Below are 26,518 nucleotides of genomic sequence, written 5' to 3' on the forward strand. Positions count from 1 at the left end.
ATGCAAGTTAAGGTAAATTTAGAAAATAATACAAGTTATAATGTCTATATAAATGAGCTAGAAAAGTTAAATTTTGATACTAAAGTAGTGATTTTAACTAATGAATTAGTAGCAAAGCTGCATTTAGATACGCTTTTGGAAAAAATTCAAGCTAAAGAGCTTTTTATCATAAAAATCAAAGATGGCGAAGAGTATAAAAATTTACAAACTATAGAATATATCTTAGATCAAATGTGTGCTTATAAGCTAGATAGAAAAAGCTTGCTTATTAGTTTTGGTGGCGGGGTTATCTCTGATATGGGTGGTTTTGTAGCAAGTATATATCAAAGAGGGATAGAATTTATCAATATTCCCACAACCTTACTAGCTTGTGTGGATGCAAGTGTGGGTGGTAAAACTGGAGTGAATAATAAATTTGGCAAAAATCTAATAGGCACTTTTTATCAGCCAAAAGCAGTGTATTGTGAGAGTGAGTTTTTAAAAACCTTACCTTCAAGAGAACTAGCTGCTGGTATGGCTGAATTTATCAAAATGGCTGTGGTTTTTGATGAGAAAATTTTATCTTTTTTAGAAAATTTAGACGAGGATAAATTTTTAAATGCTAAATTAGATGATATTACCTTGGCTCAAATCATTCAAAAAAGCATAGAACTTAAAGCTAGTGTGGTTTCGCAAGATGAAAAAGAAAGTGGTTTAAGAATGCTTTTAAACTATGGACACACTTTTGCTCATGTTATAGAAAATCAAACAGGATATAAAAAATACTTACATGGTGAAGCTGTGGCTGTAGGTATGAATATGGCAAATATTTTAGCATTAAATTTAGGATTATTAAGTGAGAAAGAATGCCAAAGAGTGCAAAATTTACTTGTGAAATTTAAATTACCTATATCTTATAAAATTTCAAATACACAAGAGTTTTACAATGCCTTTTTCTTGGATAAAAAGACACATTTTCAAAAGATTAATTTCATTTTAGCTTGTGGTTTGGGAAAAGCTTGTATAAAAAATGATATAAACAAAGAAGATATTTTACGCACTTTAGAGGTGTTTGCATGAAAAAGATTTTTTTACTTTTATTTTTACCTTTTTTGATGCTTTTAGCACAAGATGATATAAAACATTTAGAGCAAAAACTCAATGAATTACATAATAATTTAACATACAATACTTGGGTGATTAAATATAATAATTTTAATATTTATAGAAAAACTCAAAATGAAATTTTAGCTTTAGAAAAAGAAAGTTTAAAGGCTAATGAGCGCAATAAAAGCATTATAGAAAGACAAATTTTAATCTTAAAAGAAAGATTAGAGCTTTTAAGTGAGTATAAAAGTGCAAATTTTTCCAAGATGGTTTTAGCTCCTGAAGAAGTTGATAAAATAGATAAACTAACTAATCCTTTAGCCATCATTTCAGCATACTCACACATAAAAAAACTAAGACGTGATAAGGAAGAGTATATTAATCTTTTAAATAGTTTTAAGCAAACCTTGGATGAGCTTATAAAAGAAAATGTTTTAGTGGCTGAGATAGCTAAATTGGCCCCTAGTAAAGAACATGATGAGTATTTAAAAATATCCAATCAAATGGTAAGAGATTTTTCGCAAACCTTGCGTTTTGGAGAAATTTCTTATTCTGTTTATGAGAAAAAAATACAAGAAGAAATTGAAAAAACAACAGCTTCTATTAAAATTCAAGGTGTAAGAGCTTTTAATATAGTTTTGGCTATTATTATCGTTATAGCCATAGCATTTTTACTCAAATTTATAGCTAGAAAATACATAGGCGATAATGATCGCTTTTATACAGCAAATAAAATCATTAATTTTATTAATATCAATGTGATTATTTTGATTTTGCTTTTTGGATATATTGAAAATATTAGTTACTTAGTGACTGTGCTTGGTTTTGCTTCTGCTGGTTTAGCTATTGCTATGAAAGATATGTTTATGTCTATGCTTGGTTGGTGTGTGATAGTTTTTGGTGGAAGTTTTAGAGTGGGTGATAGAGTTAGAGTTTTTCAAAACAATACACATTATATCGGTGATATAATTGACATTTCGTTTTTAAGAATAACCTTATATGAAGATATTTCTTTGCTAACTTATACAGATAATCGAAGAAGTGGTAGGATAATTTTTATACCAAATAATTTTATATTTACTAATCTCATATCAAATTATACCCATCATGGTATGAAGACAGTTTGGGATGGACTTGATATTACTTTGACTTTTGATTCAAATCATCAAAAGGCTTTAGAAATAGTGGAAGAAATCGTTATAAAAGCTTCTAAAGGTTATACAAAAATTGCAAAAGAATCTATGAGTAAATTAAGAAATGAATACAGCATTAGAAATCCTAAAGTAGAGCCTAGGTTTTTTACATTTTTAGAAGGTTATGGCATGAGAATTTCTGCTTGGTATATGACAAATTCTTATGCAGCTTTGATTTTAAGAAGTAATATAAGCAAAGAAATCATTAATGAATTTAATAAGCATGATGATATAAAAATAGCTTATCCATCGCAAAATTTATATATGGCAAAACATGAATTTATAGAAAATAAGGAAGATATTTGAAAAAAAAGGTATATTTTAAAACTTTTGGTTGTAGAACTAATATTTATGATACGCAATTATTAAAAACTTATATTAAAGATCATATTGTTACACAAAATGAGCAAGAAGCTGATGTGATAGTGATAAATTCTTGTACTGTTACAAATGGTGCTGATAGCGGGCTTAGAAGCTATATTAATGGTGTAAAGAAAAATGGAGTTAAGGTTATACTTACAGGCTGTGGTGCTGTAAGCAAGGGAAAGGATTTTTTTGATAAAAAAGAAATTTTTGGAGTTTTAGGGGCTTCTAATAAAGATAAAATCAATGAGCTAATCTCGCAAGATAAAGCCTTTTATGAGATTGGAAATTTACGCTTTATTGATACAAAAATCGTAAGTAATTATGAAAATCATACTAAAGCTTTTGTAAAAATTCAAGAAGGATGTGACTTTGCTTGTAGCTATTGTATAATCCCAAGTGTTAGGGGTAAATCAAGAAGTATGCCAAGTGAGGAAATAATAAAACAAATCAAACTTCTTGCACAAAATGGTTATAGTGAAGTAGTTTTAACGGGTACTAATATAGGAAGTTATGGTTTAAAAGATAAAACTACACTTGGAAAATTATTGCAAGAAATAGGTAAGGTGAGTGGCATAAAAAGAGTAAGACTTGGGAGTTTGGAGCCTGCTCAAATTGATGAGAGTTTTAAAGAAATTTTAGATGAGTCTTGGCTTGAAAGGCATTTACATATTGCCCTGCAGCACACTCATGAGAAAATGCTACGTATTATGCGCAGAAGATCACACACGCAAAATGATTTAGCACTGTTTAATGAGTTAAGTCAAAAAGGTTTTGCTTTAGGAACAGACTTTATTGTAGCACACCCTGGAGAAAGTGAATTAATATGGCAAGAAGCTTTAGAAAATTTCAAGCAATTTAAACTTACACATATTCATGCTTTTATTTTCTCACCGCGTGATGGAACACATTCTGCTTCTATGAGTGAACGAATTAATGGTGAAATAGCCAAAGAAAGATTAAATATTTTAAAAGATATAGTCGCGCAAAATAATTATGAGTTTAGAAAAAATCAAAAAGATACTTTAGAAATTTTAGTTGAGAGTAAAAAAGATGGTTTTTATGAAGGTTATGATCAATTTTTTAATAAAATCAAAATTACAAGCAAAGAAGATATTGCTAAACAATGGATAAATATTGAAAAATATGAATGCAAAGAAGATTGTAACTATGTAAGGTTAGGGGATGAAAAATAAAAAGATTATCTTAGCTTCATTTTTATTGCTTTGTGTTTTTGTAATAGTTGCGTTTATAAAAAATCAACCTGATTATATTAGCAAGGCTGCTTATGAAGAGCTTTTAGAGCAAAATTTAATCCAAAAAGCCATAGTAGAAAATAATGAAATATTATTAAAAAGCAAAGAAGGAAATTTTTTAATTGCTAAAGATGTAGTGGATTTAAATGCTTTGTGGCAAAAAATTCCTTTAGAATATGCTAAAGATTATAATTTAAGTGAGTTTTTTTTGATATTTATTTTGTTTGCTTTTCTTGTAAGTTTTTTATTCTTTCTTAATAAAAAAAATAAAGATAGACAAAATTTACTTTCTTTAGAAAAAAATATTTTAGAAAAAAATGAACAAAATAACACTATACAAGATGTAGTAAGTGAAGTTAAATTTAAAGATGTAGCAGGGGTTGATGAGGCCAAGGTGGAGCTTTTAGAAATCGTTGATTTTTTAAAAAATCCTCAAAAATATAAAGATTTTGGCGTGAAAATGCCAAAAGGGGTTTTACTAGTAGGGCCTCCTGGAGTAGGTAAAACCTTGATAGCAAAAGCAGTAGCAGGCGAGGCTGGGGTGCCATTTTTTTATCAAAGTGGGGCTAGTTTTGTAGAAATTTATGTAGGTATGGGTGCAAAAAGAGTAAGAGAGCTTTTTTTAAAAGCTAAATCAAAAGCTCCAAGTATCATTTTTATAGATGAAATTGACGCAGTTGGTAAAAGTAGGGGGGATTTTTCTAATGTAGAAAGAGATAATACCCTAAATCAACTTTTAACTCAAATGGATGGATTTGAAGATAATAGTGGTGTTATAGTGATGGCCGCTACAAATAAAATCGATCTTATGGATAATGCGTTATTAAGATCAGGGCGTTTTGATAGAAGAATTTTTATATCTTTGCCTGATTTTAAAGATAGAATGCATATTTTACAAAATTATATGAAAGAAAAAAAATCTAGTGTAGATTTAGAAAAAATCGCAAAAGCTAGTGTGGGTTTTAGTGGAGCAGCTTTAGAGACTTTAGTTAATGAAGCGGCCATTAATGCTATAAGAAGAAAATCAGATTTAATAGAAGAAAATGATTTTTTTGCAGTGCTTAATAAGGTTTTAATGGGTAAAAAAAAGATTTTCTCTCTAAGTGATAAGGAAAGAAAAATTCAAGCCACATACCAAGCAGCTAAAGCTTTGTGTGCTTTTTATTTTGATGTTAAATTTGAAAAAATTACCCTAATCGAAGATAGATTTAAAGAGTATGAAAATACTATCAAATCAAAATCAGAATTATTAAATAAAATAAAAGTTTTTCTAGCAGGCTCAGTTGCTATGGAGCTTATTTTTAATGAAAGCTATACTAATGCACAAAGCGATCTTTTAAAGGTTAAAGAATTGCTTACTTTCATGGAAACTTTTGCTATGGCAAATGAGAGTTTATTGCAAGAGCAAAAGCAAGAAGTGAAAGAATTTTTAGAGTTAATGAAGGAAAAAGTTGTGAGATTAGCTAGCATTCTTTTAGAAAATGAAAAAATAGAAAAACAAGATGTAGAAAAAATCATAATGGAGTAAAAATGGTAAAAATAGGAATTTTAGTACTTTCAGATAGGGCAAGTAGCGGAGTTTATGAAGATAAATCTGGAGTAGAGATAGAAAAAATTTTAGATTCTTATATAAAAAATGAAAAAAGTTTTTATTATGAGCTAATTCCTGATGAGTATGATTTAATTATAGAAAAATTAGCTTATTTGGCTGATGAAATAAAATGTGATTTGATTTTTACTACAGGGGGTACGGGGCCTGCTTTGCGTGATGTTACACCAGAAGCAACACAAGCAGTGTGTGATAAAATGCTACCAGGTTTTGGGGAGTTAATGCGTGCAAAAAGCTTAGAATATGTACCAACAGCTATACTTTCAAGACAAAGTGCGGGTATAAAAGGAAGATCATTAATTATTAACTTACCGGGTAATCCAAAAGCTATAAGAGAATGCATTGAGCCTATATTTCCTGCTATTCCTTATTGTGTGGATTTAATAGGTGGAGCTTATATTGAAAATAACGAAGAGGTAATTTCTGTATTTAGGCCAAAGAAAAAGTAAGTCTAACTAGACTTACTTTGAGGTTACGTATCCTTGTGATAAAAGTGCGTTCATACCGCCTTTTAAATTAGTAACCTCTATGCCATTTTGATCTAGTAAAGCAGAAGCTTTAGCGCTTCTTGAACCACTTCTACAAACTATAGCGATAGGTTTATTACTTGAAATCTTTTTAATTTCCTCAACGAAATTTTTATTTACACTGCCATCTTCATTATAAAAGCTAATTTTAATGGCGTTTTTTATTGTACCAGTTTGCGCCCATTCACTAGGTTTTCTAACATCAATTACTTGATAATTTTCCAAAATATCCGCATTAATATCGATATTTTTGACTTCTGCTAAAACAAAACTAGCACAAAGTGTCAAAGATAAAAATATTTTCTTCATAATTAACCTTCCTTTTTTGTAGCTTCATAGCCTTGCGATAAAAGCGCTACCATGCCACCATCTAGATTGGTGCATTCTATACCTAGAGCATCTTCTATCATCATAGCAGTATGTTTGCTTCTTGAGCCTGTAGCACACACAAAGGCTATGTTTTTATTTTGATAATCTACTTTTTCTTTAAACTCTTGGATGAAATTTTCATTCATAAAGCCATTATCATCGCAAAGTGCGATGGGTATAGCTTCTTTTATAACTCCGCTTTTCCATTCGCTTGGGGTTCTTACATCTATAATACAAAATTCGTGCAAAATATCTTTAGAAATAGCTATATTTTTCATTTTTCTAAAGCCTTAGAAACGATTTTGCTTAAGGCATTGTTAAATTCGCTAGGGTTATCTATACCCATACCTTCACTAAGTTTAGCCATATTTAAAAGAATATGTGCCATTTCATTAGCTAAGGTATCATTTTCTTTTAAGGCTTTTAAAATTTCATGATTAGGATTGATTTCAAGTATAGGTTTAACTTGCTGTTCTTGTCCCATTTGTTTAAGAATTTGTTGCATAGCAAAATCAGGTTTATTTTGATCATAAACAATACAGCTTGGACTATTTGAAAGTCTTTGGCTAAGTTTTACCTCTTCAACTTCATCTTTTAAAACTTCTTTTATTTTAATGAGCAAGCTTGCAAATTCAGCTTTTTGCTCTTCGCTAGTTTCTTCACTAGCTAGATGATTGATAGCGCTAAATTTTAAACCTTCAAATTCATTCATCATAGGCATAACTATGGTATCAATTTCCTCATCAAGCAATAAAACATTGATATTTTTTTGTTTATAACTTTCAAGAAGAGGAGAATTTCTTAAAAGTTTTTCATTTTTTCCGCTAATATAAAAAATTTCATTTTGACCTTCAGCTAGGTTTTGTTTATACTCTTCAAGATCAATTAATTCTTCTTTATTTGAGTTTTTAAAGTATAAAAGCCTAGCTATAGCGTCTTTATTTTCGCCAAAACCATATAAACCTTCTTTTAAAACTTTTCCAAAATTCTCATGGAATTTAAGATAGTTTTCTTTATCTTTTTCTTTGAATTTTTTAAGTTCAGCTAAGATTTTTTTAACACTTGCTTCTTGAACGCTTTTTAAAATTTTATTTTCTTGTAAAATTTCACGGCTTACATTAAGCGGTAAATCTTCTACATCGATAATCCCGCGCACAAATCTTAAATAAGTTGGTAATAATTCTTTATCATCATCGCTGATAAAAACTCTTTTTACATAAAGTTTTAAACCACTTTTATAATCTACTCTATATAAATCAAATGGAGCTTGTGCAGGTATAAAGAATAAAGAATTATACTCTATAGAACCTTCAGCTTTTGTGTGGATATAAAGCATAGGTTTGTTTGAATCATGAAAGTTTTGTTCATAAAATCTTTCATAATCTTCAGCTTTTAAGCTGGCTTTATTTTGTCTCCATAAAGCACTTGCTGTGTTAATTTGAGTGTTTTTTAATTCTTTTTTAGGTTCTTTTTCACCTTCTTCTAATGGCAAATATTCTTCTTTTTCCATAAAAATAGGAAATTGTATGTGATTTGAGTATTTTTCTACTATACTTTCAATGCGGTATGAGTTTAAAAATTCTTCATCTTTTAAATGTAAGGTTATGCAAGTGCCTTGCTCATCTTTGTTTGCATCTTCTATTTCATAACCACTAGCATCAGAAGTCCAAAGATAAGCTTTATCATCTAATGCCTTTTTGCTTAAAACCTCTATTTTAGAAGCCACCATAAAAGCAGAGTAAAAGCCTACACCAAATTGTCCTATAAGTTGTGAGTCTTTTTTGGCATCACCACTTAAGTTTTCTAAAAAGCTTTTTGTACCACTTTTAGCAATGGTTCCAAGGTGATTGATCAAATCTTCTTTATTCATACCTATACCATTATCACTTACGGTTAGGGTTTTTGCTTCTTGATTGAAGTTTATTTGAATTTTTGGTTCAAATTTTAAATTTTTATAAGCATCATCACTCACGCTTAGATAACTAAGTTTATCAAGTGCATCGCTTGCGTTAGAAATAAGCTCTCTTAAAAAAATTTCTTTGTTTGAATACAAAGAATGAATCATAAGTTGTAAAAGTTGATTAACTTCAGTTTGAAATTGCATTTATATCTCCTTTATTTAAAAATTAAAAAACCAATCCATACTGCCAAAAGACAAAGGATAACATTTAAAATAATATTTAGAAAAAAGTGAAAATAATCACCACTTTGCAAAAATAGCAAATTTTCATAAGAAAAAGTTGAAAAAGTCGTAAAAGCACTTAAAAAACCTGTGCTAATTAAACTTTTAGTAAAAATATGCACACCTTTAGAGTTTGCATAAGAAAAAAACAAGCCCATTAAAAAAGATCCTATGATATTAACAAGTAAAGTACCATAGGGAAAATCATGTGGAATGATTTTATTAAAAAAGCTACTAGTAAGCATTCTAGATATAGCCCCTAAAAAGCCACCAAAACCTACAGCCAAAATTGTGCTAATCAAGCTTTTGACCTTTCATTGTCTAAGATTGTTTGCATTTTTTCTCTAGTTTGCTCAAGCCAATCATCTTTACTTATATCAACAAGATCAAGAAATACTACTTTTAAAACGCCACTCTTTGCGCTAAAGTTTTGCGTGTCTAAAATTTTAGCTGAATCAACAATTACCACAGGTTGGACTTTTAGATTAAGTTTTTCACTTAAAATTTTAGCTCCAACTTTAAATTTTAAAAGTTTTTGTGTTTTAGATCTTGTACCTTCTGGAAAAATAGCCAAAATTCTATCTTCTTTTAGTCTTTCTTTGGCTTCTTTTAAAAGTTTTACTAGACCTTTTGGACTTCTATCTATACAAATAATTTTAGGTTTTTTAATCAAAGTTTTAAAAACGGGGAGTTCACCAAGTTCTTTTTTTGCTATCCAAGATATATTTTTTGGACATAGATCTTCCAAAACAACTATGTCTAACAAGCTTTGATGATTGATTAAAAGTAAATTAGCTTGAGGGTGTATAGAACCTTGAGTTTGGATTTTATAATTTATTACATATTTTTGCAATTTTGACCATGCTTTTCTGATTTTCCAAATTTTTTCTTGTGATTGTAATAATAAAAAGGCAATGCATAAAAATATAATAGAAAAAATAAATTCAATCCAAAATACTAAAGCTTTAAATCTTTGATAAATCTTCACTTTTTACCCAGCCTATTTTTCCATTATTAAATAAAATTTTTTTATATTCATCTCTTGAATCTAACACTTCTACTTCTTGGTTATATTTTCCAGAATAAAAATGAGTTGAGTTAAGAGTTGGTAAAATTTGCACTTTACTTTCAGCTTTTAATATGGCTTTGTATATGTTATTTTGGGCTAAAAAACTTGCTATTAGAGCCAAAATTGCTAAGCCTAAAGCTACATAGCTTTTCTTAAATACAAACCATAAAGCAAAAATACCACACAAGCTCCACAAAAATACTTGTTTGTAAAAATTAAAGTCATTGGTTTTTGGATTTAAATCACTTTGTGTGCTAATGCTATCTTCTTTAAGTTCTATTTTTAAAGAAAAATCTTTTAATTCTTTAGAATTTAAATTAAAATAAGAAAAATCAAAGCGTGTTTTGCTTTTATCTAAAATAGCATAATAAAATCCACTTTGTTTTTCAAAATCGCCTTTAATAGCCTCTACGCCTTGTTTTTGAATATCTTTTATATTAAAACTTGCTAGGTTTGTGTTTTCTCCTGCAAGTTCTATAAATAAAATCATATTATCATTGTCAAAATGGCTTGCTTTTACTTGTTTTACTTCTAAATTACTTGCAACTATGTGTGAGTATTTGTTAGAAGGAGCGTCGATTTTTTTAAGTCTAATAGGTTTTATAATTAGTGATGAGCTTTGAAAAATATGATCATTTCTGCTTAAAGAAACGATGATTTTATTTAAATTGGCATTTAAACTTTTTGCTTCAAACCATAATTTTGTATGATATGAATTAGCTTTTTGCTCCCAAATAGGATTAGGATTAATCCAAAGCATATCGTCATTTTTTTCAAAACTCACATTTAAATCAAAACTTACATTAGTTGTGGTGATAACCTCAAGATCTATAGCAAAAGCTTCATCTATGTAAGCTTCATCAGTGTATTCTTTTGCGTTTAATACTAAAGAGCCTTGAGGAATAAAATTTTCATCATTGATTTTACTTTCATAATTACTCTCATCACTTGGAGCGATAGTTTGATAAATTTGCTTAGCTTGATCGTCTAATTGATTGTAGTTTTTTTCTAGGGTGTTATAATCTTCAAAAACGCTATTTTCTTGAGCATATAAATTAAACGCTAGCAAAAAAACACAAAAAACTTTGAAGGTTTTTAGCAATTTAAAAATCCTTCAAACATTTTAAGTCCTACTTTTGAGCCAAGTATATCATCACACATTCTTTCAGGGTGTGGCATAAGTCCAAAAACTTTTTTATTCTCATCACAAATTCCAGCTATATCGTTTAAGGAGCCATTTGGATTATTGATATATCTTAATAAAATCATATCTTTATCTTCTAGCATTTTAATACCATCTTCGCTATTAAAATAATTTCCTTCTCCGTGAGCAATAGGCAATTCTATAATGTCATTTTTTTGGAAATTTTTCAAAAAAGCATTATTGTTTGATACTACTTGCAATGCTTGCATTTTAGAAATAAAACTTAAGCTATTATTATGTTTCATAGCTCCCTTTAAAAGACCAAGTTCTAATAAAATTTGAAAACCATTGCAAATACCTAGGACATATCCACCTTTTTGTACATGTTCTTTAAGTGTTTTCATAGCAGGAGCAAGTTTTGCAATGGCTGCACATCTTAAATAATCTCCATAAGAAAATCCACCTGGTAAAACAATTAAATCAGCACTAAAATCTTGTCTTTCATGCCAAATGATTTCAATTTTTACACCTAGTTTTTCAAAAGCATAAGCTGTATCAAACTCGCAATTAGTTCCGGGAAAACGAATAATAGCTACTTTCATAATATTATCTCATAATCTTCTATCACAGTATTTGCAAGCAATTCTTTACACATTAAATCAACATGTTTTAAAGCTTCTTCTTTATCCTCACAAGCTATATCAAAACTAATTTGTTTTGAGGTTTTAACATTTGATATGTTATTAAAATCTAAAGAATGCAAAGCCTTTTCTATGGCTTTGCCTTGAGGATCTAAAACCCCGTTTTTTAGTGTGATATTTACAGTTACTTTCATTATTTTTCCTAACTTAAAATTCTTTTTAATACTTCTTCATAGGCCATTTTTACATTACCTAGATCTTGTCTGAAGCGGTCTTTGTCTAATTTTTCATTAGTTTTGCTATCCCAAAATCTACAACTATCAGGGCTAATTTCATCAGCTAGTATCATATTTCCTTCACCATCAATACCAAATTCTAATTTAAAATCAATCAATCTTAAACCTTTAGATTCAAAGAATTTAACCAAGATAGAATTGATTTGTCTTGCAATGTTTTTTATTAATTCTAAATCTTTTTCACTTTTTACTAAATTTAAAATCAAACAATGCTCATCATTGATAATAGGATCGCCTAAATCATCATTTTTATAACAAAACTCAACTACAGCAAAAGGTAAAATCGTACCCTCTTTAATGCCCAATCTTTTTGTTAAAGATCCTGTGGCTACATTTCTAGTAATAACTTCAATAGGTATAATATTGCATTTTTTTACAATTTGTTCTTTATCGCTGATAGTTTCTACTAGGTGTGTTTTAATACCTTCTTTTTCTAAAAGATGAAAAATTTCAGTACTAATTTTACAATTTAACGCACCTTTTCCCGCTTCATTACCTCTTTTTTCTGCATTAAAAGCAGTTAAATCATCTTTAAATTCCGTGATGAGTAAATTCTCATCATCAGTTTTAAACATTTTTTTACCTTTTCCCTCGTATAAAAGATCTAGTTTTGTTGCCATTTTACTCTCCTTTTGTGATGTTTAAAATTTTGATTGCATCTATTGCAGTTTTTAATTGTATATCATTATCAATTTGTTCTTTGGTGATGATATTTTTATCTTCTTTATTATCTTTTTTCTTTTCTTGATGTCCGATTTTATCAAGTTCAGCTTGTAAGTGTTTTTTTAGATCGCTTTCTTTGATTTCAAAGCCATGATTTTCTTCTTTACTTACTTTTCCTGGGAATACTTCTATATCAGGACTAACCCCGACAGCTTGTATGGTTCTACCACTTGGTAAATAATATTTTGCTATAGTAAGTCTTAAACCTTCTTTGCCTTTTTCATCCATAGGTAATATAAGCTGTACACTACCTTTTCCAAAGGTTTTTTCTCCTATGATAATAGCGCGTTTGAAATCTTGTAAAGCCCCACTTACAATCTCACTTGCACTAGCGCTACCACCATTTACAAGCACTACTAAAGGTGCGTTGGTGATTTTTTTACTAGGATTTGCTTTAAATTCTACATTCTCATTTTCTATTTTTCCTTTTTGTGAGACAATGACTCCTTTATCTACAAAAAGATTTACTAAGCCTACGGCTTGATTTAAAATACCACCCGGGTTGGTTCTAAGATCTAGTATAATTCCTTTTACATTAGGATGTTTTTTGATAGCTTTACTAGCTTCATCTACGACATTTTTATCAAAATTAGTCACTCTTAAATAAAGCAAGTTTTCATTTTCGATTAATTTTGTATAAACGCTATCTACTTTTATAATATCTCTTTTTAAATTGACATCAAATGGTTTTGCATCGCCTTTTCTATAGATAGTTAGAGTGACCTTTGTCTTAGGTTCTCCGCGCATTTTAGAAACAGCTTCATTTAAAGTCATACCTAAAGTTGATTCGTTATTAATTCTTAAGATAATATCATCAGTTTTAATACCTGCTTTATCTGCTGGACTTCCTTCTATAGGAGCTACAACGCTAATTGCTCCATCTTTTTGCGTAATAGTAAAGCCAAGTCCACCAAATTCTCCATTAGTTTGCTCTTTAAGTTCTTTATAACCTTTTTCATCTAAGAAAGAAGAATGAGCATCTAAATTTGTTAGTAAGCCTGCTATGGATTTATCAACCAAATCTGTATAATTAACATCATCAACATAGTATTGTTCTATAATGGACATGGTTCTTGTGAGTTTAGATAAAGCTTCTATTTTCTTTTCTGCTTCACTAGGAGCGGGGTTTTTAGCTTGTAAATTAGTAAAAATAAAAGAAGCAGTTACTAAACTGCAAATGCTAGCTGCGATAATAAGATTTCTTTTTGTCTTCAAAGGAAAAACTCCAAAATAAATATGAATTCATAAAATAATTATCTAATTTTAGTTATTTTTGCTTAAAAAATCGTAAATAAAGTAAATATTTTTATTATATTAGTGCGTTTATATAAAAAATTATTTATAAATATAACTAAATAAACTTGACAATAATAGACTAAAGTTATATAATACATCTCATATAAAAGTAAAAAAGGAGCAAAAATGGCAAATATACAAGATTTTTTAACAGATTCTATGCTTTCAAATATAGAAAGTGCGATTTCTTTGGCCATTCATTCTAAGAATAGTGAAATAAAACCTTTGCATTTATTATGGGCTTTAAGTATTGATAGTTCAAGTTTGCTAAATCAAGTTTTTAATAAATTAAATGTTTCTAAAGAGGCATTTGAGCTAGAAGTAAAAAGTAAAATTTCATCTTTTCCTACTAGCTCAAATGTAAATAAAGATAATATTAAATTTTCAAATGAATTTATTAATTCTTTAGAAAAAGCAAAAGGCTTGGCTTTAGAAAACAAAGATAGCTATTTGGCTGTGGATATGTGGCTTGTCTCAGAAAGTACGAGTGGGGTTATTAAAGAACTTTTATCTAAATTTGTAGATTTAAATGAATTTAAAAAAGAATTAGAATTTATTAGAGCTGGAGCTAAAATAGAAACCAAAACAAGCGATGAAACGCTTGATTCTTTGTCTAAATTTGGTATTGATTTGACTATGAAAGCTAAAAACAATGAACTTGATCCTGTCATAGGCAGAGAAGAAGAAATTCAAAGATTAATGCAAATTTTAATCAGAAAAACTAAAAATAATCCTATTTTATTAGGTGAGCCAGGGGTAGGAAAAACTGCTGTAGTAGAAGCTTTAGCACAAAGAATAGTAAAAAAAGATGTTCCTACTTCATTGCAAAATAAAAAAGTCATAGCCTTGGATATGAGTGCTTTAATAGCAGGAGCAAAATACAGAGGTGAATTTGAAGATAGATTAAAAGCTGTTGTAAATGAAGTAATAAAACACAAAAATATAATTTTATTTATAGATGAAATTCACACCATTGTAGGTGCAGGTGCAAATGAAGGAAGTATGGATGCAGCAAATATTTTAAAACCTGCTTTAGCAAGAGGTGAGCTTCATACTATAGGCGCTACAACCTTAAAAGAATATAGAAAATATTTTGAAAAAGATGCGGCTTTGCAAAGAAGATTTCAACCTGTAAATGTAGCTGAACCTAGCGTGAATGAAGCTTTAGCAATGCTAAGAGGTATAAAAGAAAAATTAGAAATTCATCATAATGTAACTATTAATGATAGTGCACTGGTAGCAGCTGCAAAACTATCTAAGCGTTATATAGCTAATAGATTTTTACCTGATAAGGCGATTGATTTAATTGATGAGGCCGCAGCAGAATTAAAAATGCAAATAGAAAGTGAGCCAAATTCTTTAAGAAAGGTTAGAAAACAAATTGAAAGCTTAGAAGTAGAAAATGAAGCTTTAAAAATGGAAGAAAATGAAATTAATGAAAAAAGATTAGAAGAGATTAAAAAAGAATTAGCAAATTTAAAAGAAGAGCAAATTAAACTTAATGCTAAATTTGAAAATGAAAAAGCAGTATTTAATGGTATAAGTGCAAAGAAAAAAGAAATCGATACTTTAAAAAATGAAGCTATTTTAGCTAAAAATAAAGGAGATTTCCAAAAAGCTGCTGAAATAGAATATGGCAAAATTTTAGAGTGCGAAAAAGAGGTATTAAATTTAGAAGAAAAATGGAAACAAATGACCCAAGAAGGAGTTTTGCTTAAAAACCAAGTAGATGAGGATTTAGTAGCTGGTATTTTAAGTAAATGGACAGGTATTAGCGTGCAAAAAATGCTTACTTCTGAAAAGCAAAAATATTTACACATTCAAGAGTATTTACAAGAAAGCGTCGTAGGACAAGATGAGGCTTTGAGTGCTTTGGCTAAAGCTATTAAGCGTAATAAAGCAGGGCTAAATCAAGCAACTAAGCCTATAGGAAGCTTTTTATTTTTAGGGCCAACTGGGGTAGGTAAAACAGAAAGTGCTAAAGCTTTGGCTAAATTTTTATTTGATGATGAAAAAGCTATGGTGCGTTTTGATATGAGTGAATTTATGGAAAAACACAGCATATCAAGACTTTTAGGTGCACCTCCAGGATATATAGGGCATGAAGAAGGCGGGGAGTTAACTGAAGCTGTTAGAAGAAAGCCTTATAGTGTGATTTTATTTGATGAAGTAGAAAAAGCCCATAAAGATGTATTTAATATACTTTTGGGAATTTTAGATGATGGTAGGGCTACAGATAGTAAAGGCGTAACGGTGGATTTTACTAATACTATCATTATCTTAACTTCTAACATAGGTGCAAATTTTATTATGGAGTTAAAGGGCGAAGAAAGAGAAAAAGCTATCAAAGAAGCTCTTAGAAGCTTTTTTAGACCTGAGTTTTTAAATCGTTTAGATGATATTATTACTTTTAATCCTTTGGGAGAAAGTGAGGCTGAAAAAATAGTTAAATTGCTTTTTAATACCTTGCAAAAAAGTCTTGAAAATAGAGGTATCAAGGCAAGTTTGAGTGATAATGCTGCTAGGTTAATAGCAAAGGTTGGTTTTGATGTAGATTTTGGCGCAAGACCATTAAAAAGAGCCTTATATGACATGGTAGAAGATAAATTAAGTGATATGATATTATCGGATGAATTAAATGAAAATGATGAGATTATTATAGATTCTAAAGATGATGAGATTGTCATTATTAAACAATAAGCAAGTGCAATACTTGCTTATTTTAGAGTAAAATTATCCTATTAACATTAAATTGTAAATACTTCGTATATTTGTTTAAAAAAATATTATTTTTTATCTATTCTTAACAATAAATGTTTTAAAATCTTTAATGATATTTCTATATTTAAGGAACAACAAATGAGTGATTTAGATATTTTTAATCGCCGTTTAGACGCATTAGAAAAACTTCCTCTTTTGAAAAATGAGATTTCTATCTCTAAAGCCTTAGAACAATCAGGTTTTTCAAGAAGAGATTTTATGAAATGGGCTAGTGCAATGACTGCATTTTTAGCACTACCTGCTAGCTTTACTCCAGTAGTTGCAAGAGCTGCTGAGCTTAGTGATAGACTTCCAGTGATTTGGCTTCATATGGCTGAATGTACAGGATGTTCTGAGAGTTTATTAAGAAGTGATGCTCCTACTATTGATAGTTTAATTTTTGATCATATTTCTTTAGAATATCATGAAACTATAATGGGTGCAGCAGGTTGGCAAGCTGAGCATAATCTTGAAGCTGCTATGGAAAAATACAAAGGTAGATATATCCTAATGGTAGAAGGTGGTATACCAACAGGCGCTACAGAAAACTTTTTAACTATAGGACCACACGGTAAAACAGGCAAGCAAATAGCAGTTCAAGCTTGTGATAATGCTTTGGCTATTTTTGCTATAGGCACCTGTTCAGCTTTTGGTGGTATTCAAGCTGCTAGACCTAATCCAAGCAATGCTGTGAGTTTAAGTAAAGTTACAAATAAAACAGTTATTAACGTTCCAGGTTGTCCTCCAAGCGAGAAAAACATTATAGGTAATGTGATTCATTATATATTGTATCAAACATTGCCAGCGCTTGATGCTTATAATAGACCAAAATGGGCTTATGGATTAAGAATTCATGATCTTTGCGAAAGAAGAGGACGCTTTGATGCGGGTGAATTTGTGCAACAATTTGGTGATGAAGGGGCAAAAAAGGGATATTGTCTTTACAAGGTAGGTTGTAAAGGACCTTATACTTTTAATAATTGCTCAAGAGAAAGATTTAATCAACATACTTCATGGCCAATCCAAGCTGGACATGGTTGTATAGGTTGTTCTGAACCAGATTTTTGGGATACTATGGGGCCTTTTGAAGAAGTGATGGCAGGAAGGTTATTTGATACTGTTTATGGTTTGGGTGCTGATAGTATTTCAGATAAAATTGGTATAGGTGTGCTTTGCGTAACAGGTGTTGCTGTTGCTGCGCACGCTGTAATTGCTTCATTAGAAAAGAATAAGGATTAAGAATGTCAAAAAGAATTATTATAGATCCACTTACTAGAATAGAAGGACACTTAAGAGTTGAAGTGGTGGTTGATGAAAATAATGTCATTAAAGAAGCATATTCAGGATCAACTCTATGGAGAGGTTTGGAAACTATTGTAAAAGGTCGTGATCCAAGAGATGCAGGCTTTTTAACTCAAAGAATTTGCGGTGTTTGTACTTTTTCACACTATAGAGCAGGGATTATTGCGGTAGAAAATGCTTTAGGTATTACCCCGCCATTAAATGCTGTTTTAACCAGAACTTTAATGAATGCAGCTTTATACATGCATGATCATGTGGTGCATTTTTATCAACTTCATGGGCTTGATTTTGTTGATGTTGTAAGTGCTTTAAGTGCTGATGTAAAAAAAGCAAGTGATGAAGCATTTAAATATACCGATATGCCTTATGCAACAGGTGCAGATAAACTTTTAGAAGTACAGCAAAGACTAAAAACCTTTGTAGATAAAGGAAATCTTGGACCATTTGCAAATGCTTATTATGGACACGCAACTTATCGCTTTACTCCTGAGCAAAACCTTATTGCGCTTTCACATTATTTAGAATGTTTAAGAATTCAAAGAACAATAGCTCAAGCTATGGCGATTTTTGGTGCTAAAAATCCTCATCCACAAAGCTTAACAGTAGGTGGTGTGACTTGTGTTATGGATCTTTTAAACCCATCAAGAATGGCTGAATATATGACTAAATTCCAAGAAGTAGCTGATTTTATTAATCGTGCTTATTATCCAGATATCATAATGGCTGCAAAAGCTTATTCTAAAGAAGCAAGTGTGTTAAATGATGTAGGGGTAAATAATTTCTACACTGAAAAAGAATTCCAAGTTTCTAGCGATGAGTGGCTGTTTGAAGGTGGTATTATTAGAAATGGTGATTTGAGTAAGGTTGAAGAAGTAGATGAAGCTAAAATCACTGAAGAAGCTACAAGATCATGGTATGCAGATAATGAAGCTTTACATCCTTATGATGGCAAAACTAATCCAAACTATACAGGCTTAATTGATGGTGAAAGCATTGATGATAAAGGTAATATAGTTCATAGTAAGGTATTTGATACTAAAGGTAAATACAGCTGGATTAAAGCTCCAAGATATGAAAATTTACCTATGCAAGTTGGACCATTAGCAAATATTTTAGTAAATTATGCTAAGGGTAATAAAATCGTAGTAGAAGCGGTTGATTCATTCTTAAAAACCACAAATTTACCACTTAAAGCACTTATGAGTACTTTAGGAAGAACAGGTGCTAGAGCGATTGAAGCTAAAATCATTGCTGATTATGGTTTAAAAGCATTTAATTCTTTAGTTGAAAATTTAAAAACAGACGAAAGCACTTGTGCTACTTATGTAATCGATAAAAATAAAGAATACAAAGGTAGATTTATGGGAAGTGCGCCTCGTGGTGCGTTGAGTCATTGGTGTAGAATTAAAAATGGTGTAATTGAAAATTGGCAAGCAGTGGTACCTTCTACTTGGAATGCAAGTCCAAAAGATGCAAATGGAGTAGGCGGTAGCTATGAGCAATGTCTTATCGGTATGAAACTAGCTGATGTTAAACAACCTTTAGAAGTAATAAGAGCTATTCACTCTTATGATCCTTGTATAGCATGTGCTGTGCATGTAATGGATACTAAAGGCAATAATCTTAGCGAGTATAAAGTTAATGTAAATTTATAAGGAAAGGACTTTAGTATGGATTCTAAACATTCCTTAAAATCAAACAGAAAGGCTGAATACGAATTTAGTATTGGCCTTCGTTTTACACATTGGTTAAGAGCAGTTGCGATCGTGATTTTAGTAGGGACTGGATATTATATTTCTTATGTATTTCAATCTCCATCTATTTCATCTGAACCAACTTTATTTATGCAGGCAAAATACCGTATGGTGCACCAAATTTTTGGTTTCATCTTAATAGCTTGTGTGATTTTTAAAACATATTTGTTCTTTTTTGATTCAAAAAGTGATGGTGAGAGAAAAAGCATAAAAGATATTTTTAATGTAAAATTATGGATAGATCAGATTAAATTTTACATTTTCTTAGGAAAGCACCCGCATTTGCAAGGTGTGTACAATCCTTTGCAATTTGTAACTTATTTTTTCTTTTATCTTGTTATGTTTGGACTTATCTTAACAGGATTAATCCTTTATATGCATGTATATCATGAAGGCTTGGGTGGATTTTTATATAACATCTTAAGACCTATTGAAGTAATGTTAGGTGGATTAGCCGATGTTAGAACTTACCATAGAATTTTAATGTGGATTGTGTTGATTTTTGTTCCAGTGCATATTTATATGGCTGTGTTTAACTCAGTTAAAGGCAAAGATGGTGCTTTAGATGCTATCTTTAGTGGTTATAAATTTGTAAGAGAAAATCATTGAAACTTCTAATCTTAGGTATTGGTAATATTATGTTTGCAGATGAGGGCTTAGGCGTTCATCTTTGCAAACTTTTAGAAAAAAATTATAAGTTTTATCACGAAAAAGACTCAGTGAGCTTTGTAGATGGTGGAACTTTGGCTTTGCAACTTAGTTATATTATAGCTGAATATGATGAAATGGTTGTGATTGATTGTATTGCAGCAGATGATGCTAAGATCGGAGATATTTTTTTCTTTCCTTATGATGCAATGCCCAAGAAAGTTAATTGGAGTGGTAGTGCACATGAGGTTGAAATGCTTCAAACTTTACAATACATGGAGCTTATGGGAGATTTGCCTAAAACTCAAATTTTAGCCTGTGTGCCAAAGCGCATAGAACCATTGAGTTTTAAACTTTCAAAAGAAGTCTTGAGTGCTTTAGAAAAAATGGAGAAAATTTTACTTGATTTTTTAGAGAAAAAAGGCTTTACTTATGAGAGAGTTGCTAATTATAATATACAAGAGCTTGCTCTAAATTCTTATAAAAGCTAAGCAAAAGCTTAGCTTAATTTTTAATCATCAAATTTTTGTCCTAAGAAATTTCCATTTACATCAGTATAAATTTCCATCATATTATTTAGTTTAAATTTATAACCTTGAATTTCTTTTTCAACTTTAATTATACTTGCATTTGGGTGCATTTTCTTAATCGTTGTTAAAACATTTGGACTTAAAAAAGAAGTATCAATCGGTCTGTATTTTGCATCAATTTCTTTCCAATCTCCATTGATAAAAAACTCAAGTTCAGTTCCATTGTCTAAATAAACATCAAAACTATCAATATCTTGTTTAACTAAAGCTATGTTTGAGCCTGTAAAGTGTTTTTGTATAAAATTTTTAGAATTTGCTGGTAAAGCATTTACACCTACAACCATATCTCTTGCAAAAACACAACTTGCTAGAGCTAATGCCGTTAAAGCTATTTTTAATTTCATTTTTTATCCTTTAAATTGAATTATTTGTGAAATCATATAAATATTGAGTGAATTTTGTGTGAACTTTGTTTTTTTAAAATAAATAGCAAGTATTTAATTGTATAATGATAAAAAAGTTTTAAAAGGATAAATAATGTATAGGTTTGCACCATCGCCTACTGGAGATATGCATATTGGAAATTTAAGAGCAGCTTTGTTTAATTATATTAAAGCAAGACAAGAAAATACAGATTTTATTTTGCGTATTGAAGATACGGATAATGCTAGAAATATTGCTGGAAAAGAAGAGGAAATAAAAGCTATTTTAAAAGAATTTGGTATAACTTGGCAGCATTATTATGTGCAAAGTGAGAACTTGAAATTTCATCGTCAAATGGCTTTAAAGCTAGTAAGTGAAAAAAAAGCTTTTGCTTGTTTTTGTACTGAGGATGAGTTAGCTCATAAAAAAGAATTAGCTAAAAGTAAAAATCAAGCATATAGATATGATGGTACTTGTGAAAAATTAGCAGATATTGATGTGTTAAATTGCGAAAAACCTTTTGTAATCCGTCTTAAAAAACCTCAATCTCAAATGAAATTTACTGATTATATTAAAGGCGAGATTAGTTTTAATCCTGAAGATATTGATAGTTTTGTGATTATGAGAGCAGATAAAACCCCAACTTATAATTTTGCTTGTGCGGTTGATGATATGCTAGAAGGTATTACTTGTATTATAAGGGGAGAAGATCATGTTTCAAATACTCCCAAGCAAGAACATATTAGAGCAAGTTTGGGTTATGATAAAAGCATGACTTATGCACATTTACCTATCATTTTAAATGAAGAAGGTGTTAAAATGAGCAAAAGAGAGGCTCATTCTAGTGTAAAATGGATGCTTGATAATGGATATTTAGCAAGTGCTATTGCAAATTATTTAATCCTTTTAGGCAATAAAACTCCAAAAGAGATTTTTACTTTAGAAGAAGCTATAGAATGGTTTGATTTGAAAAAAGTTTCAAAATCTCCTGCTAGATTTGACACTAAGCGCTTGATGCAAATCAACCGTGAGCATATAAAAATGCTTGATAATGATAAATTAAATTCTTTGTTAAATTTAGGCAAAGATGTAGCAGAGTTTGCAAAATTTTATACTCAAGAAGCTAGCACTTTAAATGAGATAAAAGAAAAAATACAAGCTATTTTTGCAGTTAAAAATTATAATGAATTTGAAAATGAGTGTAAGTTGATTAAAGAGATTTTAAAAGATTTGGATTTACCTCAAGAATATGATGAGTTCAAAAAGATTTTAATGGAAAAAACAAATTTAAAAGGTAAAAATTTCTTTATGCCTTTGCGTTTAGTATTAACAGGGGTTACTCATGGACCTGAAATGAGTGAAATTTATACTTTAATCAAGCCTTTTATTAAAGAAATTATAAAGGAGTAAAATGGGAGTTGGAACAAGTTTGATTGTGTCTTTGGTGCAAATTTTTTCTTTAGTGATTGAAATTTATGTGTGGATTATAATTATTGCTGCTTTAATTTCTTGGGTAAGGCCTGATCCATATAATCCTATAGTACAAATTTTATATCGTTTAACTAATCCTGCTTATGCTTTTGTAAGAAGATTTATCCCTACTACTATAGGAAGTATTGATTTAGCACCTTTGATTATTATTTTAGGATTAAAATTTATCCAAATATTTTTATCAAATTTAATTTTAGGAAGTTTATAAGTGTTGAAAAAAAGTGTGGTATTACTCTTAGTTGGAGTAGTTTTTGCAAATAGTGCGATGTATTCTTACAAAGAATTAGAGCAAAGACCAAATTCTTTAGCTAAGGATTATTATTTATATCGTTTATTAGAAAAAAATGAATTTAAAAAAGAAGAAGTTGAAGGTTTAAAAGAGCATATTTATCGTTATGCAGGGCGTATTAAAAATGCTATTGAAACGATTATTCCACCTTTGGGATATAATAAAGAATATGAAACTTGTTATAAATTTAATGCGCAAAATATCTTAGATGCTAATGCTACTTGTCAGCTTATAAGATTAAACAGTTTAACTTTTATACAAGATCTTAATACTTCAACGCGTAATGAGATGAAAAAAATTATCCCGCAAGATAATCCAAATTTAGTAAAGCTTTTAGAAGCTTTTAATGCTAAAGATCCTCTAAGTTATGCGGTTTTAAATTATGATAGTGCAAATTTTTATAAAATTTATGGCTTTTTAAAAGATAAAAAGGATTTTTTCTTAGAAAAAGATTTTGTTAATGAGTTAGCAAAAGAAAAAGAATTTACAAATTTTGTAAAAGAAATTATCATTAAGAAAAAAAGTCCATTGATAAGAAAATCTTTGGTCAATGTGGATGCAAATTTAACTCTTCAAGATAATGCTTTTTATCTGGGAGTGAATGCTATTTTAGAAAATGACGATAAAAAAGCACTGGAATTTTTCCAAGTAGCAAAAGATACTTTTAAAAGTAAGCCTTTAGTAGATAATGCAAATTTTTGGATTTATTTAATCACTCAAGATAAAAAGTATCTTGATGAGCTTGCTCAAAGTGATTCTTTAAATATTTATAGTCTTTATGCAAGGGAGTTAAAGGGCTTGCCTTTGCCTAAAATAGAAGAATTAAGTCCAAAAAAACAAAAAAATGATTTTGATATGAAAGATCCTTTTGCTTGGCAAAAACTTGCAAAAGAAATTGCAAAAGGTACTCCTAATGAGCTAGAAAAGCTTGCAAAAGATTTTTATACTAAAGAAAATATCGCTATTTATGCTTATATTAAAGAAAGAGCTGAGGGTTTTAAAAAACATTATTTCATTATGCCTTATTTTGAGTATTTAAAAGATTATTCAACACAAAGAAAGGCTATGATTTTAGCTTTAGCTAGACAAGAAAGCCGTTTTATCCCAACAGCTATTTCAACCTCTTATGCTTTAGGTATTATGCAATTTATTCCATTTTTAGCTAATCATATAGGCAATAAAGAATTGCAAATTCCAAATTTTGACCAAGATATGCTTTTTGACCCAAAAACAGCTTATACTTTTGCAAATCATCATTTAGATTATTTAGAATCTAAACTTAATTCTCCAGTATTTGTGGCTTATGCTTATAATGGAGGTATAGGATTTACTACTAGAATGCTTAAAAGAGAAGATATGTTTAGAGCAGGAAAGTACGAGCCATTTTTATCTATGGAACTTGTTCCTTATGCAGAAAGTAGGGTGTATGCTAAAAAGGTTTTAGCTAATTATATTGTGTATTTGCATCTTCTGAACGATAATACACCGATTTCGAAATTTTTTGAAACTTTAACTCAAAACACTGATTCTCAAAACACAAATCAAGTTTTAAAATAGGTTTTTGTACCAACTCATCAAGGGTGATTTTGTAATAATTTGCATAATCACTTTTGATGATATATTTAAACAACTCATCATTTTGATCCAAGGCTTTTAAGTTAGTTTTTTCTCCATCTATGAGTATTGAAATTTGTTCTTGTTTGATATTGATATTTGGTAAAAAACTAAGCACAAAAACTTCTTGTTGACTTTTTCCGTCTAATACGGGATTTAGATAACTTAACAAAGCTACTACTCTATTATCTTTATAATTAAAATTGATTTTTTGTGCATACATAAGAGTTTGGCTTTTTAAATCGATTTCACTTTGTTTTTGAGTTTTATTTGAGCATGCAGTAAAAATAAGTGTTAAAAAAATAATCATATAAATTTTTTTCATATTTTATTCCTAATTTTTTTATAATTATAAGCTTTTAACTTTTAAAAAGATATAATTTTGTTTATTTTCTTTGATTTAAGGAAGTTATGAAAAGATTAGCAATGGCTTTTAGTGGGCCTTCCAATTCAGGTAAAACAACTTTAATAACCCAAGTTGCTAAATATTTTATGGAACAAAATTATAAAGTATGTATTATAAAACATGATCCAAAAGATAAAGCAAGTTTTGATATAGCAAAAAAAGATAGTTTTAAATTTTTTCAAAGTGGTGCTGATGTAATGGTTTTAAGCCCTACAAGGACAACTTTATTTACACATTCTCCAAGTACTTTAGATGAAGCTATTTCCAAACTAGGGGAATTTGATTTTTTATTTATAGAGGGCTTAAAAACCTTAGATATGCCAAGAATTGGTGTTTTTTGCAAAGAAGTGGATGAGAGCTATTTTGCTTATTCTAAGGCTATTGCAAGCTATGAGAAAATCGAAAATAAAAATTTAACTTGGCTTTATTTGGATGATTTAGAAAGTATTTGTGATTTTATATTAAAAAATTCAAAAAAAGTATAGGGGTAAAATATGCAAGAATTAATTAACGATATACAAAAAGCAGTGATTGAAATTTCAAAAGAACTTAGATATTTAAAAGATTTTGATTATACTACTTCTCAAAATGCTACTGGAGATAATCAATTAAAACTTGATGTAAAAAGCGATGAGATTATCACTAGAATTTTAAAGCAAAGCAAAGGTATAAAAAGCTTAATTAGTGAAGAAAAACAAGAGCAATTATTAATCAATGAAAATGAAAAATACGTTGTTGCTTATGATCCTTTAGATGGCTCATCTTTGGTGGATGTGAATTTTGCTATAGGTTCTATTTTTGCTATTTATGAGCAAAAGGCTAGTGCAAAAAATCTAAAAGCAGCAGTTTATGCTATTTATGGTGTGCGTTTAGAGCTTATAGTATGCATAGATACTCCTAAGCTTTATAGGTTAAATGAAAATGATGAATTTGTTTTTGTTAAGGATTTAAAATTAAATGAAAAAGGCAAATTAAATGCAAGTGGTGGGACACAAAAAAATTGGTCAAATACTCATAGAGCTTTTATAAAAGCTTTATTTGATGAAGGATATCGCTTAAGATATTCAGGTGCTATGGTGAGTGATTTACACCAAATTTTACTCAAAGGTGGAGGATTATTTTCATATCCTGCAACAAGCGATGCGCCAAATGGAAAATTAAGAGCATATTTTGAGGTATTTCCTTTTGCTTTTATTTTTGAAAAAGCAGGAGGGCTTTCTACTAATGGAGAAAATGATTCTTTGCTTGATTTAGAATTTGAAAAAATCCATGCAAGTACGCCATGCTTTTTGGGTTCAAAATATGAAATTGAAAAACTAAAACAAGCTTATAAAGGGCTTTAATGGCTGAAGTTAAAGATGAATTTGAACTAGCTTTAGAAGCTAAAAAAAATGAACTTCAAGCTTGTCAAAATGATAAAAACTTAAAATCTTGTTTACCTTGCTCTATGATTTTTGAATGCTCTTTAAGAAAAGAGTATATTGATGCAGTTTATAAGAGTATGTCTAAAGGTAAAGAAGGTGGATTTGATTTTTAATTAAAGGTTG

Annotated in this window: 28 protein-coding genes; 16 read left to right on the forward strand and 12 right to left on the reverse strand. The window is 29.6% G+C overall.

All coding sequences use genetic code 11. From position 1 onward, the window contains the following. From aroB to mog, 5 genes are read left to right on the forward strand one after another with little or no spacing between them, the layout of a single operon-like run. Nucleotides 1-1,059: a 3-dehydroquinate synthase gene (gene aroB, locus L8X30_RS05250; protein WP_263679365.1), complete on the forward strand. Its 1,059-nt coding sequence runs from the start codon at nucleotides 1-3 to the stop codon at nucleotides 1,057-1,059. Beyond that, complete coding sequence (locus tag L8X30_RS05255) at nucleotides 1,056-2,585, forward strand: mechanosensitive ion channel family protein (RefSeq protein ID WP_318529749.1); 1,530 nt, start codon at nucleotides 1,056-1,058, stop codon at nucleotides 2,583-2,585. Before aroB ends, L8X30_RS05255 begins: the two co-directional genes overlap by 4 nt. Next, complete coding sequence (gene mtaB, locus L8X30_RS05260; RefSeq protein WP_263679366.1) at nucleotides 2,582-3,838, forward strand: tRNA (N(6)-L-threonylcarbamoyladenosine(37)-C(2))-methylthiotransferase MtaB; 1,257 nt, start codon at nucleotides 2,582-2,584, stop codon at nucleotides 3,836-3,838. The genes L8X30_RS05255 and mtaB overlap by 4 nt, the downstream gene beginning before the upstream one ends. Then, a complete protein-coding gene (locus L8X30_RS05265) occupies nucleotides 3,828-5,426 on the forward strand; it encodes an AAA family ATPase (protein WP_263679368.1) in 1,599 nt (532 codons plus the stop codon). Before mtaB ends, L8X30_RS05265 begins: the two co-directional genes overlap by 11 nt. A gap of 2 nt (nucleotides 5,427-5,428) precedes the next feature. After that, nucleotides 5,429-5,956: a molybdopterin adenylyltransferase gene (gene mog / locus L8X30_RS05270; protein ID WP_263679369.1), complete on the forward strand. Its 528-nt coding sequence runs from the start codon at nucleotides 5,429-5,431 to the stop codon at nucleotides 5,954-5,956. 12 nt (nucleotides 5,957-5,968) lie between these two features. Here the strand turns inward: mog and L8X30_RS05275 are convergent, their stop codons facing one another. The 10 genes from L8X30_RS05275 to L8X30_RS05320 are packed head-to-tail and all read right to left on the reverse strand — an operon-like array spanning nucleotide 5,969 to nucleotide 13,673. Next, on the reverse strand, nucleotides 5,969-6,343 hold the full coding sequence (locus L8X30_RS05275) for a rhodanese-like domain-containing protein (protein WP_263679371.1): 375 nt from the start codon (nucleotides 6,341-6,343) through the stop codon (nucleotides 5,969-5,971). Nucleotides 6,344-6,345: 2 nt separating this feature from the next. Then, entirely contained in the window at nucleotides 6,346-6,681 is a 336-nt protein-coding gene (locus L8X30_RS05280; protein ID WP_263679372.1) for a rhodanese-like domain-containing protein, read from the reverse strand. After that, on the reverse strand, nucleotides 6,678-8,507 hold the full coding sequence (gene htpG / locus L8X30_RS05285) for a molecular chaperone HtpG (protein WP_263679373.1): 1,830 nt from the start codon (nucleotides 8,505-8,507) through the stop codon (nucleotides 6,678-6,680). Before htpG ends, L8X30_RS05280 begins: the two co-directional genes overlap by 4 nt. An 11-nt stretch (nucleotides 8,508-8,518) precedes the next feature. After that, nucleotides 8,519-8,887 (reverse strand): fluoride efflux transporter CrcB, encoded by a 369-nt coding sequence (gene crcB, locus L8X30_RS05290; protein ID WP_039625961.1) that lies wholly within the window; start codon nucleotides 8,885-8,887, stop codon nucleotides 8,519-8,521. Next, complete coding sequence (locus tag L8X30_RS05295; RefSeq protein ID WP_263679374.1) at nucleotides 8,884-9,573, reverse strand: lysophospholipid acyltransferase family protein; 690 nt, start codon at nucleotides 9,571-9,573, stop codon at nucleotides 8,884-8,886. Before L8X30_RS05295 ends, crcB begins: the two co-directional genes overlap by 4 nt. Continuing rightward, on the reverse strand, nucleotides 9,551-10,756 hold the full coding sequence (locus L8X30_RS05300; protein WP_263663359.1) for an SH3 domain-containing protein: 1,206 nt from the start codon (nucleotides 10,754-10,756) through the stop codon (nucleotides 9,551-9,553). Before L8X30_RS05300 ends, L8X30_RS05295 begins: the two co-directional genes overlap by 23 nt. Then, nucleotides 10,750-11,400 (reverse strand): phosphoribosylformylglycinamidine synthase subunit PurQ, encoded by a 651-nt coding sequence (gene purQ, locus L8X30_RS05305; RefSeq protein ID WP_263679375.1) that lies wholly within the window; start codon nucleotides 11,398-11,400, stop codon nucleotides 10,750-10,752. The genes L8X30_RS05300 and purQ overlap by 7 nt, the downstream gene beginning before the upstream one ends. Further along, nucleotides 11,397-11,633: a phosphoribosylformylglycinamidine synthase subunit PurS gene (purS, locus tag L8X30_RS05310; protein WP_263679376.1), complete on the reverse strand. Its 237-nt coding sequence runs from the start codon at nucleotides 11,631-11,633 to the stop codon at nucleotides 11,397-11,399. Before purS ends, purQ begins: the two co-directional genes overlap by 4 nt. Before the next feature lie 8 nt (nucleotides 11,634-11,641). Further along, complete coding sequence (gene purC, locus L8X30_RS05315; protein ID WP_263663357.1) at nucleotides 11,642-12,355, reverse strand: phosphoribosylaminoimidazolesuccinocarboxamide synthase; 714 nt, start codon at nucleotides 12,353-12,355, stop codon at nucleotides 11,642-11,644. A gap of 1 nt (nucleotide 12,356) precedes the next feature. Continuing rightward, entirely contained in the window at nucleotides 12,357-13,673 is a 1,317-nt protein-coding gene (locus L8X30_RS05320; protein ID WP_318529506.1) for a S41 family peptidase, read from the reverse strand. 207 nt (nucleotides 13,674-13,880) lie between these two features. Between L8X30_RS05320 and L8X30_RS05325 the strand changes: the two genes are divergently transcribed. The 5 genes from L8X30_RS05325 to L8X30_RS05345 all read left to right on the forward strand — a co-directional run bounded on the left by L8X30_RS05325 (nucleotide 13,881) and on the right by L8X30_RS05345 (nucleotide 20,709). After that, entirely contained in the window at nucleotides 13,881-16,454 is a 2,574-nt protein-coding gene (locus L8X30_RS05325; RefSeq protein WP_263679377.1) for an ATP-dependent Clp protease ATP-binding subunit, read from the forward strand. Nucleotides 16,455-16,613: 159 nt separating this feature from the next. Continuing rightward, on the forward strand, nucleotides 16,614-17,753 hold the full coding sequence (locus L8X30_RS05330; RefSeq protein WP_258107370.1) for a hydrogenase small subunit: 1,140 nt from the start codon (nucleotides 16,614-16,616) through the stop codon (nucleotides 17,751-17,753). Nucleotides 17,754-17,755: 2 nt separating this feature from the next. Next, nucleotides 17,756-19,471, forward strand: a complete 1,716-nt coding sequence (locus tag L8X30_RS05335) for a nickel-dependent hydrogenase large subunit (protein ID WP_263679378.1) — start codon at nucleotides 17,756-17,758, stop codon at nucleotides 19,469-19,471. Nucleotides 19,472-19,486: 15 nt separating this feature from the next. Continuing rightward, entirely contained in the window at nucleotides 19,487-20,179 is a 693-nt protein-coding gene (gene cybH / locus L8X30_RS05340) for a Ni/Fe-hydrogenase, b-type cytochrome subunit (protein ID WP_263679379.1), read from the forward strand. After that, the gene (locus L8X30_RS05345) at nucleotides 20,176-20,709 is read left to right on the forward strand and encodes a HyaD/HybD family hydrogenase maturation endopeptidase (RefSeq protein WP_263663353.1); all 534 of its coding nucleotides are present in this window, start codon (nucleotides 20,176-20,178) and stop codon (nucleotides 20,707-20,709) included. Before cybH ends, L8X30_RS05345 begins: the two co-directional genes overlap by 4 nt. Nucleotides 20,710-20,729: 20 nt before the next feature. Here the strand turns inward: L8X30_RS05345 and L8X30_RS05350 are convergent, their stop codons facing one another. Then, entirely contained in the window at nucleotides 20,730-21,152 is a 423-nt protein-coding gene (locus tag L8X30_RS05350; RefSeq protein ID WP_263679380.1) for a PepSY-like domain-containing protein, read from the reverse strand. 133 nt (nucleotides 21,153-21,285) lie between these two features. Here L8X30_RS05350 and gltX point away from each other — a divergent pair, with 133 nt between their 5' ends. The 3 genes from gltX to L8X30_RS05365 are packed head-to-tail and all read left to right on the forward strand — an operon-like array spanning nucleotide 21,286 to nucleotide 24,508. Then, complete coding sequence (gltX, locus tag L8X30_RS05355) at nucleotides 21,286-22,581, forward strand: glutamate--tRNA ligase (protein WP_263679381.1); 1,296 nt, start codon at nucleotides 21,286-21,288, stop codon at nucleotides 22,579-22,581. A 1-nt stretch (nucleotide 22,582) separates the two neighbouring features. After that, nucleotides 22,583-22,870, forward strand: a complete 288-nt coding sequence (locus tag L8X30_RS05360) for a YggT family protein (protein ID WP_012661430.1) — start codon at nucleotides 22,583-22,585, stop codon at nucleotides 22,868-22,870. Beyond that, the gene (locus L8X30_RS05365) at nucleotides 22,871-24,508 is read left to right on the forward strand and encodes a lytic transglycosylase domain-containing protein (protein WP_263679382.1); all 1,638 of its coding nucleotides are present in this window, start codon (nucleotides 22,871-22,873) and stop codon (nucleotides 24,506-24,508) included. Here the strand turns inward: L8X30_RS05365 and L8X30_RS05370 are convergent. After that, nucleotides 24,396-24,890, reverse strand: a complete 495-nt coding sequence (locus L8X30_RS05370; RefSeq protein ID WP_263679383.1) for a hypothetical protein — start codon at nucleotides 24,888-24,890, stop codon at nucleotides 24,396-24,398. The two genes, L8X30_RS05365 and L8X30_RS05370, sit on opposite strands and share 113 nt — an antisense overlap. Before the next feature lie 86 nt (nucleotides 24,891-24,976). Between L8X30_RS05370 and mobB the strand changes: the two genes are divergently transcribed. Genes mobB through L8X30_RS05385 form a run of 3 tightly spaced genes read left to right on the forward strand, consistent with a single transcriptional unit; the run spans nucleotide 24,977 to nucleotide 26,508 of the window. Continuing rightward, nucleotides 24,977-25,456 (forward strand): molybdopterin-guanine dinucleotide biosynthesis protein B, encoded by a 480-nt coding sequence (mobB, locus tag L8X30_RS05375; protein WP_263679384.1) that lies wholly within the window; start codon nucleotides 24,977-24,979, stop codon nucleotides 25,454-25,456. Nucleotides 25,457-25,465: 9 nt separating this feature from the next. Then, entirely contained in the window at nucleotides 25,466-26,314 is an 849-nt protein-coding gene (locus tag L8X30_RS05380) for a class 1 fructose-bisphosphatase (protein WP_263675497.1), read from the forward strand. Continuing rightward, nucleotides 26,314-26,508 (forward strand): hypothetical protein, encoded by a 195-nt coding sequence (locus L8X30_RS05385; RefSeq protein ID WP_263663348.1) that lies wholly within the window; start codon nucleotides 26,314-26,316, stop codon nucleotides 26,506-26,508. The genes L8X30_RS05380 and L8X30_RS05385 overlap by 1 nt, the downstream gene beginning before the upstream one ends. Nucleotides 26,509-26,518 lie beyond the last annotated feature (10 nt).

Origin of the sequence: Campylobacter sp. CNRCH_2015_0338h, from assembly GCF_025772785.1 — a bacterium.
GTDB lineage: Bacteria > Campylobacterota > Campylobacteria > Campylobacterales > Campylobacteraceae > Campylobacter_D.